Source organism: Verrucosispora sp. WMMD703 (assembly GCF_049178935.1).
GTDB classification, from domain to species: domain Bacteria; phylum Actinomycetota; class Actinomycetes; order Mycobacteriales; family Micromonosporaceae; genus Micromonospora; species Micromonospora sediminimaris.
The window spans coordinates 3,196,461-3,209,578 of sequence record NZ_JBMHMM010000004.1; the positions used below are offsets into that span (position 1 = coordinate 3,196,461).

Below are 13,118 nucleotides of genomic sequence, written 5' to 3' on the forward strand. Positions count from 1 at the left end.
TGAACAGGGCCAGGCGTCGGGTGGTCACGAGCCGTTGCTCCGGCCCGCGTTGGTCGGCGGTCGCTCCACGACGACGGTGGTCGACTTGATCACCGCGATCGCCACCGAACCGACCGACAGTCCCAGCTTGTCGACGGCCTCGCGGCTCATCAGCGACACCACCCGGAACGGGCCGGCCTGAATGTCCACCTGGGCCATCACGGCGTCCTTGAGCACGGCGGTGACGATCCCCCGGAGCCGGTTACGGGCCGAGGACTCGTCGGCCCGATCGACCGGGTCGTCGGACCGCGCCCGGACGAAGGCGGCCAGATCGACGCCGTGGACCAACCGATGTCCCTGCTCGTCGCGGGTGGCGGCGAGACGACCGGCATCCACCCAGCGCCGCACCGTGTCCGCGCTGACCCCCAGCAGCTCGGCCGCCTCGCTCATGCGGAACAACGTCACGGCGCTCACCCTACGCCATGCTGCTACGAGCCTGAGGATAGGCAAACCATCGAATCTGCGGGCCGTGCGCCGCCTTTCGAATTGCAGCTGCGGTTTGTCGAGGTCGTCGGCGTTCGTCAGTGGTGGTCGCAGCGGTGGTGGAACAGCACCGGATGCAGCCGGTCCAGGAGGTCCTGCTGACCGTCGAGTGGCGGGGTGAAGCAGAGCCGGTAACAGGCGGTCGAGTCACCGTCGGGAACGGAGACGAGCAGCCCGTACCGGTCGAGCCGCAGCGGGCACGGCAGGCAGTCGGCCGGCAGGTCGACACCCGAGGCGACCAGCTGCCGCCGCAGGAACGGGTAGAGCTGCGGGCCGTGATGGTCGACCAGATCGACCAGGAACGGGCGTTCCATCGCTGCCACCGGATCCGGGTCGGCACTGCGATAGTCGGCGAGACCGATCGCGAGTTCGTCGTGCCGGCCCACCGACGAGCCGTCGGTAACCGGGCCGTCCGGCCAGCCGGAGGTCGCGGGCGCAGGCGGCCGGGGGCCCTCGTGCGGTTCGGCCCGCCGGGGGAGCAGCGTGACGCGGCTCGGTACGACCTCGACGATGACGGTGTGGTGGCCGACGTCGAGCAGGTCGGGATCGGGCAGGGTGACGGCGATCGAGTCGGCGGCGGTCCGGGCCGCGTTTCCACCGAGCGGGGTTGCCCGACCGCTCACCCGGACCTGGCCCCAACCGGGCGAGAACGGCAGCGGTGGTTCGTCGGCGATCTGCACGCACACGTCGTGGGGCCCGGTGGCGAGCGGGTCGCCACGGTGACAGAGCAGCAGGACGCGGCCGTCGTCGTCGGCGCCGTGCCGTACTCCCGTGACCGGGGAAAGGTCTTCCACCACGACGGTGGCCGGGGTGGTGCTGCTGACCAGAGTACGGGCCAGTTCTGCTCGGCTGGGCTGCATGGAGGCTCCGTTCGTGAAGGTGGGTCGGGACGGCGGCGGTGCGCTACCGGTGGGAGGTGACGCAGGCCCGGCAGGACGGGTGGGCGCCGATCAGACCGGCCAGGTGTGCGACCGCTTCCCGGAGCCCGTCGGCCGGGCTGACGAAGGCGATCCGCGCGTCCCGGTGGTGTGTCGGCAACTCCAGGCGCAGCACGATCCCGTACCGGTCGAGTCGTAGTGGATGGACGGATCGGGCGTCGACGCCGAGGCCGGCAGCGGCCTGCCGGCCCAGGCGTCGCATCGCGTCCGGATGCCGGTGCAGGTGGCGCAGCAGTTCCGCCTCGTGCGCGGCGAGTGGATCGGGACGTGCGCCGGCCAGTGCGTCCGGATCCACGCTGGCGTCGCCGTCGGGGTCGATGAGATCGGCGCTGGCCAGGTCGAGCCGGGCGGTCACCTCGCCGCCGTCGAGTTCGTCGAGGGTGAGCCAGCCGGACAGGGTGGCGCGGGCGCGGACCCGATCGCGTACGGGGAGCGGCACGAGATCGGTCAGTTCGATCTGTGCGGGTGTCTCGCCCAGGTCGAGCAACTGCCGGGCCACCTCGGTCCGGGCGGGCAGGGCGAGTCGCAGCCGCCCGTCGGCGGCGACGGTGTGCCGACCGACCAGATTCGCGCGGTGCGTGGGGGTACGCAGGGTCAGTGACCCGGTGCCGACGAGCAGCGTACGCAGCCGTTCCGCCGGGGTGCTGGTCGTCACCGCCGGGAGTGCCTTGCCCAACGTTCCCACCTCCGTTTAGGTTAGCCTTACCTTACTAGAGAGGTGATGATGAACCAGTCCCGCCCTAAGATCAAGCGCTCCCGCCGGCTCGGCATCCCGCTGACGCCCAAGTGCGTGCGCTACTTCGAGCGACGGCCGTACCCGCCGGGAGTCCACGGTCGCTCGCGGACCAAGGAGAGCGACTACAAGGTCCGCCTGCTGGAGAAGCAGCGTCTGAAGGCCCAGTGCGACCTGCGGGAACGTCAGCTCCGGCGGGCGTTCGACCGGGCGGTGCGTCGCCCGGGCAAGACCGGCGAGGAGCTGGTGATCGACCTGGAGAGCCGTCTCGACGCGCTCGTCCTGCGGGCCGGCTTCGCCCGCACCATCTACCAGGCCCGCCAGGCTGTCAGCCATGGGCATGTGAACGTCAACGGCCGGCGGGTCGACCGGCCGTCCGCCCGACTGAGCCCCGGTGACGTGCTCGCGGTACGCGAGGGCAGCCGCGCCAAGACGCCCTTCGTCGTCGCCGCGGCCGGCACCCACGCCCCGCAGCGCCCGGCCGCGTACCTCGACGTCGACCTGTCCGGGTTGACCGCGCGGCTGACCCGGCTGCCGCACCGCGCCGAGGTGCCGGTCCGCTGCGACGAGCAACTGGTCGTGGAGTACTACTCGCGCTGAACTCTGGCACCGCCGCCCGGCCGGCTGCCCGCCTTCAGTGGAGGCGGAGCCGTCCGGGTTCGGTGACCGGTCCCTTCTGGACCCACCTGCGCCGGGTTGGCGGCGGCGCTGTTTCACGAATATTTCGGATCGATCTCGACCAAGGTATTGACGATCTATGTTAGCGCTAACAGCATAGAGGCTCCCGTACCACTCGCGTCTGGAGCCCCGCCATGCAGGTGTCTGCCGGCCCTCCTGCCCCACGCCCGCCACGACGAATGCCACTGGTCACGGCCGGCGTGCTGCTCTGCGCCGCCGCGATCTCCCCAGGTGGCGTGGCGCACGCCGCCGACGAGTGGGCCCCTCCTTCGTCGTACACCTCGACCGACCGCGGGGACGGCACCTACAGTGTGCCGCTGCTGCGCTCCGACGTGCCGGACATCAGCGTGGAACGGGTGCCGGCGGCCGAGAACGACGAGGGTCGCGACGTCTACTACATGATCAGCACCACGATGCACCTCAGCCCGGGTGCGCCGATCATGAAGTCCTACGACCTCGTGAACTGGGAAATCGTCAACTACGTGTTCAACCGGGCGAGCGTCGGCGACTCGTTCTCGTTACGCAACGGGCAGAACTCGTACGGGCAGGGCCAGTGGGCCTCGTCCCTGCGCCACCACGACGGCGTCTTCTACGTCGCGTTCAACACCAACAACCTCGGCGGCGCGTACATCTACCGCACCGACGACATCGAGAACGGGGCGTGGCAGCGCACGGCGCTGGGCCGGGGCCTGCACGATCCCTCGCTCTTCTTCGACCTCGACGGCACGCCGTACATCTTCTACGGTTCCGGCGGGACCAGCGCGGTACGGCTCAACGCCGACCTGACCGAGATCACCGCGGACTACCCCAACATCTTCACCGCGGGTGACTACGCCGGTCAGCCGTTCATCGGCGGGTTGTTCGAGGGGGCCCAGTTCTACCACATCGACGGTTGGTACTACGCGGTCATCATCACCTGGCCCTCCGGCCAGGGCCGGCAGGTCGTCATGTTCCGCTCCCGCGAACTGCTCGGCCGCTACACCTCGACCGGCGGCGTGAACACCTACGAGGCGCGCGGCGTGCTCAACTCCAACGGATTCGCGCAGGGCAGCCTGGTGCCGATCACCCGCGACGGCGGGACGACGGACTGGTACGGCATGTTCTTCCGGGACACCTTCCCGATCGGCCGCATCCCGGCGCTCATCCCCGCCACCTGGTCAGACGGCTGGCCGACCTTCGGGGCCAACGGGGTCGTGGCGGTGGACGGCACCTTCGCCAAACCGATCCGGCTCAGCCCCGCCGAGGAACTGTTCGCCCGGCAGCAGAGCATCGTGGTCTCCGACGACTTCGCCAACGACGCGCCGCACAAGCCCTACCTGGACGAAGAGTGGACGCCGCCGCCGGGAAGCGCGGAGGAGATCGCGCCGAACGGGTCGCGGCTGGACCTGGCGTGGCAATGGAACCACGCCCCGGACAACCGGTACTGGTCGCTGACCGACCGCGCCGGATGGCTGCGACTCACCGCCGGCAAGGTCGTCACCGGCGACTACGTCTACACCAAGCTCGCCAACCGCGCCGAACTGGCCTGGTTCGAGGAGGCCCGCAACACCCTGTCGCAGCGGACGTTCGGACCACGGCAGTCGGTGGAAACCAGAATGGACATCTCCGGGATGAAGGACGGCGACGTCGCCGGTCTGGCCGCCTACAACCGCGGTTTCTCGTACGTCGCGGTCAAGCGGACCGGTGGCGTCAACACCATCGGCGTGGTGAACCGGGGCCAACCGTTCGCGGTCGACCTGGACCAGGCGACGCTGGAGAACTTCCTGCCGGGCAGCACCGTGCCGCTGGGTGACGCCACCGAGGTGCACCTGAAGGCGGACCTCGACTTCGCCTCGCCCACCGGTCAGCTCTGGACGACCTTCCACTACAGCCTCGACGGGCGTCAGTGGTCCCAACTGGGCAGCCGGGTCGGCCCGCAGACGCTGGACGGCAGTCTCGCCCACTTCATGGGGCACCGGGTCGGCCTGTTCAACTACGCGACCCAGCAGACCGGCGGGCACGTCGACTTCGACCACTTCCTGCTCAGCGACACGCTGACGGCCCAGGGCCGACCACTGGACACCAGCCGGCTGGACGCCGCCATCGCGTACGCCGGGTCGCTGGACGAGGCCGACCATCCCGCCGACGCCTGGGCCGTCATGCTCGCCCGGCTGGCCGAGGCGCAGGCGGCGCGGGCCGCCGGGTTCGGCACCCAGAACCAGATCGACGCCCCCGAGCGGGCGCTGAGCTACCAGCTCGCCCGGCTCGGCGTACTCCGGGCCGACCGGGTCGAGGTGCCGGTGACCGTGAACGCGCAGGCGCGCTGCGTCGGTGGCAGCGCGTACGTGGCCGTGCAGGCCCGTAACGACCATGACGCGCCGGTCGACATCGTGCTGGAGACCGCGTACGGCCAGCGGTCGGTCCCGGACGTCGCGCCCGGCGCCCACGCCTACCAGCAGTTCAACACCCGTGCCCCGGCGGTGTCCGCCGGCACCGTGACCGTCCGGGTCACCGGGCCGGTCGACGGACGCATGGTGACCACCGTGCATACGGCGAACCACCCGGCTGCGGACTGCTGACCCGCCACGGCGAAGGCTGGACGGCCCGGGCCGGCCGCCAGCATCCGAACCCCCGGATCCACCGCAGTGATCAAGGAGGATGTCAGTGACACATCGCGTGCGAAGGGCGGCCCTACGTCGGGCCGCCGCTGTCGTCACGGTCGGGCTCATGCTGGCCACCGGGCTCGTCGCCGGGTCGCCGGCCCAGGCGGACGAGACCGATCTTGTCGTGAACGGCGGATTCGAGGACGGCCTCACCGGCTGGTTCGTCAACAACGGCAACGCGACCGACAGCGCCACTCTGTCGCTCACCGCGGACGCCCACGCGGGCTCGAACGCCGTGCTCGTCACCAACCGGGCGACCACCGGGTCCGGCCCGATGCAGGATCTCAGCGGCCGGATGCAGGCCGGGCAGAGCTACACGCTGACCGCCCGGATCAAGTACGAGAACCCGAACGGACCGGCGACGAAGCAGTTCTTCGCCACGATGCACTACGGCGCGGCGACCTACACCAACCTGGTCAGCGTCGTCGCCACCAAGGGCCAGTGGGCGGAGTTCACCGGAACCTTCACCATCCCGGCCGATCAGAACGTGTCGACCGCCCGGCTGTTCTTCGAGACGCCGTGGACGAGCACGCCGTCGTCGGACCCCGAGGTGCACCTGATGGACTTCAAGCTGGACGGCGTGTCGGTGGTCGGCGCCGCGCCGCCGCCCGCGCCGTCGAAGACGATTGAGGTCGTCGGCAAGCTGCCCGGCGAGCACAACCCGTTGATCGGGCACAAGTTCGGTGCCGACGGCTTCGGCTTCGTGCACGACGGCCGGGTCTACCTGTACCTGACCAACGACACCCAGGGGTACGCGCCCGACCCGGCCACCGGGGTCTCGCCGGGCATCAACTACGGCGACATCAACCAGATCACCGTGATCTCCACGACGGACATGGTCAACTGGACCGACCACGGCGAGATCCAGGTCGCGGGCCCGAACGGGGTGGCACCCTTCACCGCCAACTCCTGGGCCCCCGGGATGGCCAAGAAGGTGGTCGACGGCGAGGAGAAGTTCTTCCTCTACTACGCCAACAACGGTAGTTCGAGCAACGTGATCACGGGTGCCTCGCCGGTCGGTCCGTGGACCAGCGAGCGGACGAGCACGCTCATCGACGGCCGCACGCCCGGTGCCGAGGACGTCGCCTGGAAGTTCGACCCCGCTCCGCTTGTGGACTCCGACGGCGAGGCGTACCTCTACTTCGGTGGTGGCCCGGCGTCGACAAGCCTGCCGCCGGCCGAGCGCTTCAACAACCCGAAGAACCTGCGGGTCATCGAGCTCGGCGACGACATGGTGTCGACCGAGGGTACGGCAGCGGTGGTGGACGCCCCGGTGGCGTTCGAGGCGGCCCAGGTCTTCAAGCGCGACGGCAAGTACTACCTGTCGTACTCGTCGCACTTCGGCGGCAACGACTTCGGCGGCAACCAGACTCCGCTGCCCGGCTATCCCGGCGGCGGCCAGATCGGCTACATGATCTCCGACGACCCGATGGAGTGGCCGAAGGAGACCTATGCGGGTGTGCTGTTCCCGAACCAGTCCCAGTTCTTCGGCACCGGCACCGGCGGCAACAACCACCAGTCGGTCTTCGAGTACGAGGGCAGGTACTACTTCACGTATCACGCCCCGACGTTGAACAAGCGCATCAACGGCAACACCACCCAGGGGTACCGCAGCCCGCACATCCAGGAGCTGACCTTCAACGAGGACGGCACGATCCAGCAGGTGGTGGGCACCTACGCCGGTGTCGACCAGGTCCGTGACTTCGACCCGTACCGGGTGTTCGAGGCGGAGACCTTCGGCTGGAGCAAGGGTGTTGCGACCGCCAAGGTCGACGGCGGGTCCGCGCAGTTCGGCGACGCGGCACCGAACATGGTCGTACGTGACATCGACGATGGCGACTGGACGGCGTTGTCGTCGGTGGACTTCGGTGACGGTGCCCGCAGCGTGACGGCGAAGGTACGGCCGCTCGTCAGCGGCGGATCGATCCAGATTCGACTGGGCGAGGTCACCGCACCGGTGGTCGCGACCATCCCGGTTGACGCGCCCCTCGGCGAGTGGACGGAACTGACCGCCGAACTCGACGGTGTCGCGGGCGTGCACGACGTGTACTTCACCTACGCCGGGCCGGAGGGCGCCGACCTCTTCGAACTGGACACCTGGGCCTTCGAGAACGGAACCGGGGTGCCGGTGACGGTCAGTGCCCAGGCACGGTGCGTGGGTGGTAACGCGTACGTGGCGGTGCAGGCGCGCAACGATCACGACACGTCGGTGAACGTGGTGTTGGAGACGGCGTACGGGCAGCGGTCGGTGACCGGCGTGGCACCCGGCGCCAACGCGTACCAGCAGTTCAATGCGCGGACGCCGACGGTCCCGGCCGGGGTGGCGACCGTCCGGGTCACCGCCGACGGTGTCGAGGGCACCACCGTACGCACCGCCGAGTATCCCGCTGCCGACTGCGGCGCCTGACCTGCACCCCATCCACACACGACAACGGAGCAACGGATGAGCACATGGAATCGCAAGCGGCTGGTCGCAGCGGGGGCTGCGGGCGTCCTCCTGGTCGGGTCGGCGGTGGTGCCGTCACCGGCCCAGGCCGAGCCGGGTGACACCGGCGAGGTGGAGGTCACGGTCGACATCGAGGAGATCCAGGAGCCGGGAGTGCTGGCGATGTCGATCGCCGGGGACTCGGTGGCGTTGACCGAGGACGGCTCGACGTTGCTGGTACGCCAGTTCGTCGGCGGGCTGCCGACAGTCACCGTCACCGACACCCGCACGGCCGACGAGGCACCCGAGGGTGCGGCGTGGGCGGTGCTGGGCAGCGCTACCGATTTCGTCGGTAGCGCCGGTCAGGCGCCGATCGCCGCCGGGCATCTGGGTTGGAAGCCGCGACTGCTCGACGGCGGCGACACCGGCCTGGTCAGCGCGGGCGAAGAGGTCGTCACGGTGTTGGACGAGCCGACACAGCCGGGGAACAACGTGGGTCTGGTCGACCAGGAGCTGCTGGTCTCGACGTTCGACTCGGGTGCGGTGACCGGGGACGCGTACTCGGTCGACGCCGACCTGTTCCTGCGCACCCCGGCGGATGTCGCAGCCGGTTCGTACACCTCGACGTTGACTCTGTCCCTGTTCGAGTGACGGCCGGTGCGGTGGCACGTCACCGCACACCCGGGGGTCGCCGACCGGCGGCCCCCGGTCCGTACTCTCCCGACCTCGAAGGACTGTGATGATCCGATTCCTGCCGCGGTGGGGGGCGGTTTTGGTTTCGATGTCGGCCATCGTGCTGTCCGCACCGGTCGCCGTGTCGGCGGAGCCGACCGGTGCGACGGTGACCTGGGCGGTGCAGCCGGCGGACGCCCGGGGCCCGGACGGCCGTCGGTGGATCGAGCACACGCTGGATCCGGGTACGGTGCTGACCGAGCACCTGGCGGTGCGGAACTTCGGCGACGCGCCGGTGGTGTTCGCGTTGCAGGCCGCCGACGGCTACCTGACCGACAAGGGGCGGTTCAACATGCTGACCTCCGGCCAGGAGTCGGTGGACGGTGGAACCTGGATCACCCTGCCCGAGACGGTGACCGTCGGGGCGAAGCAGACGACCGTGGTGCCGTTCACCATCACCGTGCCGCCGGACGCGACGCCGGGGGATCATCCGGCCGGTGTCGCGGCCACGGTGACCAGCGCCGGGAGCACGGTGGCGGTGCAGAGCAGGGTCGGGTTCCGGGTCATGCTGCGGGCCAGCGGCACGGTCACCGCCGCAGTCGCGGTGGAGGATCTCAGCGTCAGGTACGAGAGGTCGTGGAATCCCTTCAGCCCCGGCGATGTCCACCTGACGTTCACCGCGCAGAACAACGGCAACGTCGCGGCTACCGGTGACGGCAGCGTACGGGTGGGCGAGCTGTTCGGCCTGGCGGGCCGGAGCGCCGCCACCGACGTGCCGGAGCTGCTACCGGGCGACGGGCGAAAGGTCGAAGCCCACGTCGGGGGGATCTGGGGGCTGGGACGGCTCACCACCACTGTCGAGGTCACCCCGACGGTCGTCTCCGGTGATCCGGCCGGTGCCGATATCCGGCCGACCACCATCACCGTGACCGCATGGGCGCTGCCCTGGCCACAGCTGGTCCTCGGCGTGCTCGTCGGCACGCTGCTGCTGGGCTGGCGGACCATCAGCCGCCGACGTCGTCGGAAGCTCGCCCGACTGCTCGAACAGGCCCGGGCCGAGGGCCGCGAGTCCGTCCGCGTCGCCGACTGATCAGGACGACGGCAGTGGACCACCATCCCGGTATCGGTCGGGACGACCAGAACTTTTCCCATCTGAACAAAAAGATGACGACCTATTGCAGAAAGCGGCGTCATCGCGAGGATGATCCGATGCGTCGTCTCCCTCGGGCTCACGGCCGTGTCGCCGTCGGTCTGCTCGCTCTGGCCCTCGCCGCCAGCGTCGTCCTTCTCGGGACCGCCACGCCTGTCTCGGCGCACGGCACCCTGGCGACGTCCACACCGGCCGATGGTGCCACCGTCGATGAGGCCGTGACGGCCGTGCAGCTCACCTTCACCGAGCGGGTCCGCGAGGACGCGTACTTCACCGTCACAGCGCCGGGCGGCGCCCGGGTCGACAACGGCTGGACGCATGGCGAACCCCGCACACTGGACCGTCCGGTGCGGGAGTACTTCCTGGTCGACGGGGTGTTCGAACCGCGCGAGTACACCACCGGTTTTCCCGCGGTGGTGGCCCTCGCGCACCTGCCCGCCGCCGGCCAGTACTCGGTGAGCTACCTGTCGGTGGCCTCAGACGGTGACCCGGTGCGTGGCACGATCACCTTCCGGTACACCGGTAAGCCGACGGCCGCGCCGCCGAACTGGCAACCGCCCACCGGTCAGCCGGATCCGTCGTTGCTCGCCGCCGCCGAGCAGCACGGAGACACCGGATCGCAGCAGGCAGCCGGCGACACCACTCCCGTCGCCCCGACGGCGCCGCTCCCGTCGGTTGCCGCCGCGCCACCCACCTCGGACGACTCCGGCGGCATGGGCCCACCGGGCTGGGTCGTCGTGGTGGTGGCCGTCGTCGCGGTCGCCGGTTTCCTCGTTTGGCAGCGCCGCCCGGCCCGCGTCGAGCGGAGTCGCAAGGCGGTACGCCGGTCCGCTGCCAACCGACCTCGCGCCAAGCCGAACACGAAGGCCAAGGGGCGGCGTGCCACAGGTGGTGCACGCACGGCTGTGGTCCCGGCCGCTCGGCGAGGCGCGAAGGCAGCCACGGTACCGGCGACCCCGGCCCAGCGGGCGGTCACCACCGCACTGGTGGCGCACGGCGAACCTGCGGAAGCCGCCGCTGCGGCACCGGCGGACGGATCCGCGTCGACCGGCTGGTGGCAGCGCGTCGGCGACACCCGGCTCGCGTTGCTGGTCGGGGGACTCGTCCTGACGCTGCTGGCCGGGTTCGCCCTCGGCCGGATCGGCACCGACGACGACCCCACCTACATCGCGCAGCCGCCGGGCACCGCACCGGGCAGCGGCGGTCGGGACGCGGCGCAGGCGCTGTCGGCCGGCGACGGACACCAGCACCGGCCGGGAACCGGCCCGCACTCGCATCCAGGTGACGGCCAGGACCAGGCCACCGGTACGACGGTAAGCGTCGCCGGGTACACGCTGAAGCCGGTGCTGCGCTCCCAGGCGGCCGGCGCGACCAGCGACTACCGGTTCCGGGTGGTGGGGGTCGACGGGCAGCCGGTGACCCGCTTCGCGGTGGTGCACGACAAGCCGCTGCACATGATCGTGGTCGGCCGTGACCTCGGTGGATACCAGCATCTGCACCCGACGATGGCGGACGACGGCACCTGGAGCGTGCCGCTGAAACTCACCCGACCCGGCGGCTACCGCATCTACGCGGATTTCACCGTGACCACGGCTGACGGCACGGGGTTGCCGCTGGTGCTCGGCGTCGACCACGAGGTGCCGGGCAACTACCAACCGGCCGGACTGCCCCCGCCGCAGCCGCAGACGACGACCGGTCCGTACACGGTGTCCTTGGCCGGCGCGCCCACCATCGGGATGACCGTTCCGCTGACCCTCCGCGTCGACCGCGACGGGGCGGCCGGGCCGGCGCCGTTGGAGCGCTACCTGGGCGCGTACGGGCATCTGGTGGTGGTCCGCGAAGGCGACCTGGGTTTCCTGCATGTCCATCCGGAGCCGGAGCTGGTCGACGGCGCGGTGAAGTTCTGGCTGACCGCGCCGAGTGCCGGCCGTTACCGGGCGTTCTTCGACTTCCAGGTGGACGGGAAGGTGCACACCGCGGCGTTCACGATCAATCTGGCCTGACCTCGTCCACCCGGACATCCGCCGGCACCGGCTCACCGGCCGCCAGGACGGCGCCACGAGGGGTGTGCCAGTAGCGCACCTCCCGCCCCGAGCGGCGTTTGGTCACCATGCCCGCGTCGAGCAGTACCCGCAGATGGTCACCGACCGCGCCCAGGGACAGCCCGGTGAGCGCGGCCAGGTGCGGGGTGCTCAGCGGCGTGCCCAACCGGATCAGGATGGCGGTCGGTTCGGGCCGATCAGCCGGTCCAACCCGTTCGGGATGCTGGCCGGTCAGGCGGTGTTCGCGGCGCTGGCCGGTGCGGTCGCCGACCTGCTGCCGACCCACCGGGCGGTGGCCGTGATGGCCGGATTGTCGCTGGTCACGACGCTGCTGCTGACCCGGGGCCTGCGGCGGACCGCGCCGGTGCCGGTCGGATGCAACCGATCGGCGCCCGCCGACGTCCGATCGGCATGAGCATTCGTCGAAGCGGGCGACTCGCGGTCGTCCCTCTGCTGTTGCTGACGTCCGCGGCCTGCGGCCAGCAGGCCGGTGACGCCGGGTCTGGAGAGGCGGACTCACCCGAGCGGTCCTACTCCGCCGACGCGGTGGTGTTCCGGATGGAGCACACCGGGGGGTTCGTCACGCCGGCCATGCTGGCCACCCGCCTGCCCACGGTCAGCGTCTACGGTGACGGCCGGGTGATCACCCAGGGGCCGGTGCCGTTGATCTATCCCGGTCCGGCGCTGCCCAACCTTCAGGTGGGCACGATCAGCGCCACCGAGGTGGAGGAACTGCTCAAGGCGGCCCGCGCCGCCGGGGTGGGCGGACCGGCGGACTTCGGTACGCCGCCGGTCGCCGACGCGCCCGCGACGCGCTTCACGATCCTCGGTGACAACGGCGTCGAGGAGCTGGAGGTCTATGCCCTGGCCGAGTCCGGCGGAGCGCAGACCGGGCTCACCGCCGACCAGCGGGCGAAGCGGGACACCCTGCGGGAGTTCGCCGACTCGCTGACCGCCGAGTCCGGTCCGCTCGCCGCCGCGGCGACCGATACACAGCCGTACGTGCCGACCGCCGTCGCCGCCGTGGCCGAGCCCTGGGTCGCCAATGCCGAGGCCGGTGAGCAGCCCGAGGTGGCCTGGCCCGGGCCGGCGCTGCCGGGCGCCGAACTCGGCGAGGGCCTAAGCCTGGGTTGTGTCACGGCGACCGGTGACGAGGCGCAGCAGGTGCTCACCGCCGCGGCGGCGGCGAACGCGGCCACCCCGTGGGTCTCGGACGGCAAGCGGTGGACGGTGGCCCTGCGACCGCTGCTGCCCGACGAGACCGACTGCGGCGACCTGGCCACCAACCGCTGATCCCGGCTCCGGGCGGCCGTCGA

Annotated in this window: 12 protein-coding genes; 8 read left to right on the forward strand and 4 right to left on the reverse strand. The window is 70.7% G+C overall.

Annotated elements, in window-relative coordinates; all coding sequences use genetic code 11:
- Positions 1–24: 24 nt before the first annotated feature.
- The 3 genes from ACN26Z_RS15200 to ACN26Z_RS15210 form a co-directional block, all read right to left on the reverse strand.
- A complete protein-coding gene (locus ACN26Z_RS15200; RefSeq protein ID WP_421461843.1) occupies positions 25–444 on the reverse strand; it encodes a TOBE domain-containing protein in 420 nt (139 codons plus the stop codon).
- A 116-nt stretch (positions 445–560) separates the two neighbouring features.
- Entirely contained in the window at positions 561–1,382 is an 822-nt protein-coding gene (locus tag ACN26Z_RS15205; protein WP_421461844.1) for a hypothetical protein, read from the reverse strand.
- A gap of 43 nt (positions 1,383–1,425) precedes the next feature.
- On the reverse strand, positions 1,426–2,136 hold the full coding sequence (locus tag ACN26Z_RS15210; protein ID WP_421461845.1) for a DUF2470 domain-containing protein: 711 nt from the start codon (positions 2,134–2,136) through the stop codon (positions 1,426–1,428).
- A gap of 48 nt (positions 2,137–2,184) precedes the next feature.
- On the opposite strand from ACN26Z_RS15210, the gene rpsD reads away from it, so the two are divergent.
- The 6 genes from rpsD to ACN26Z_RS15240 all read left to right on the forward strand — a co-directional run bounded on the left by rpsD (position 2,185) and on the right by ACN26Z_RS15240 (position 11,763).
- Positions 2,185–2,793, forward strand: coding sequence for a 30S ribosomal protein S4 (rpsD, locus tag ACN26Z_RS15215; RefSeq protein WP_421461846.1), 609 nt, complete (start codon positions 2,185–2,187; stop codon positions 2,791–2,793).
- Between the two features lie 257 nt (positions 2,794–3,050).
- Positions 3,051–5,429, forward strand: coding sequence for a glycoside hydrolase 43 family protein (locus ACN26Z_RS15220; protein ID WP_421461847.1), 2,379 nt, complete (start codon positions 3,051–3,053; stop codon positions 5,427–5,429).
- A 79-nt stretch (positions 5,430–5,508) separates the two neighbouring features.
- Positions 5,509–7,920, forward strand: a complete 2,412-nt coding sequence (locus tag ACN26Z_RS15225) for a family 43 glycosylhydrolase (RefSeq protein WP_421461848.1) — start codon at positions 5,509–5,511, stop codon at positions 7,918–7,920.
- Positions 7,921–7,956: 36 nt separating this feature from the next.
- On the forward strand, positions 7,957–8,589 hold the full coding sequence (locus ACN26Z_RS15230) for a hypothetical protein (protein WP_093402112.1): 633 nt from the start codon (positions 7,957–7,959) through the stop codon (positions 8,587–8,589).
- Between the two features lie 130 nt (positions 8,590–8,719).
- Positions 8,720–9,700: a hypothetical protein gene (locus tag ACN26Z_RS15235; RefSeq protein ID WP_421461849.1), complete on the forward strand. Its 981-nt coding sequence runs from the start codon at positions 8,720–8,722 to the stop codon at positions 9,698–9,700.
- A 119-nt stretch (positions 9,701–9,819) separates the two neighbouring features.
- Positions 9,820–11,763: a copper resistance CopC family protein gene (locus ACN26Z_RS15240; protein ID WP_421461850.1), complete on the forward strand. Its 1,944-nt coding sequence runs from the start codon at positions 9,820–9,822 to the stop codon at positions 11,761–11,763.
- Here the strand turns inward: ACN26Z_RS15240 and ACN26Z_RS15245 are convergent.
- Entirely contained in the window at positions 11,750–11,968 is a 219-nt protein-coding gene (locus tag ACN26Z_RS15245; RefSeq protein WP_421461851.1) for a helix-turn-helix domain-containing protein, read from the reverse strand. The genes ACN26Z_RS15240 and ACN26Z_RS15245 overlap by 14 nt on opposite strands.
- A gap of 54 nt (positions 11,969–12,022) precedes the next feature.
- Here ACN26Z_RS15245 and ACN26Z_RS15250 point away from each other — a divergent pair, with 54 nt between their 5' ends.
- Positions 12,023–12,217 carry a hypothetical protein gene (locus ACN26Z_RS15250; RefSeq protein ID WP_421461852.1) on the forward strand — a complete coding sequence of 65 codons (195 nt, stop codon included), beginning with the start codon at positions 12,023–12,025 and terminating at the stop codon, positions 12,215–12,217.
- The gene (locus ACN26Z_RS15255; RefSeq protein ID WP_421461853.1) at positions 12,214–13,095 is read left to right on the forward strand and encodes a hypothetical protein; all 882 of its coding nucleotides are present in this window, start codon (positions 12,214–12,216) and stop codon (positions 13,093–13,095) included. Before ACN26Z_RS15250 ends, ACN26Z_RS15255 begins: the two co-directional genes overlap by 4 nt.
- The last annotated feature ends 23 nt before the right edge of the window (positions 13,096–13,118 follow it).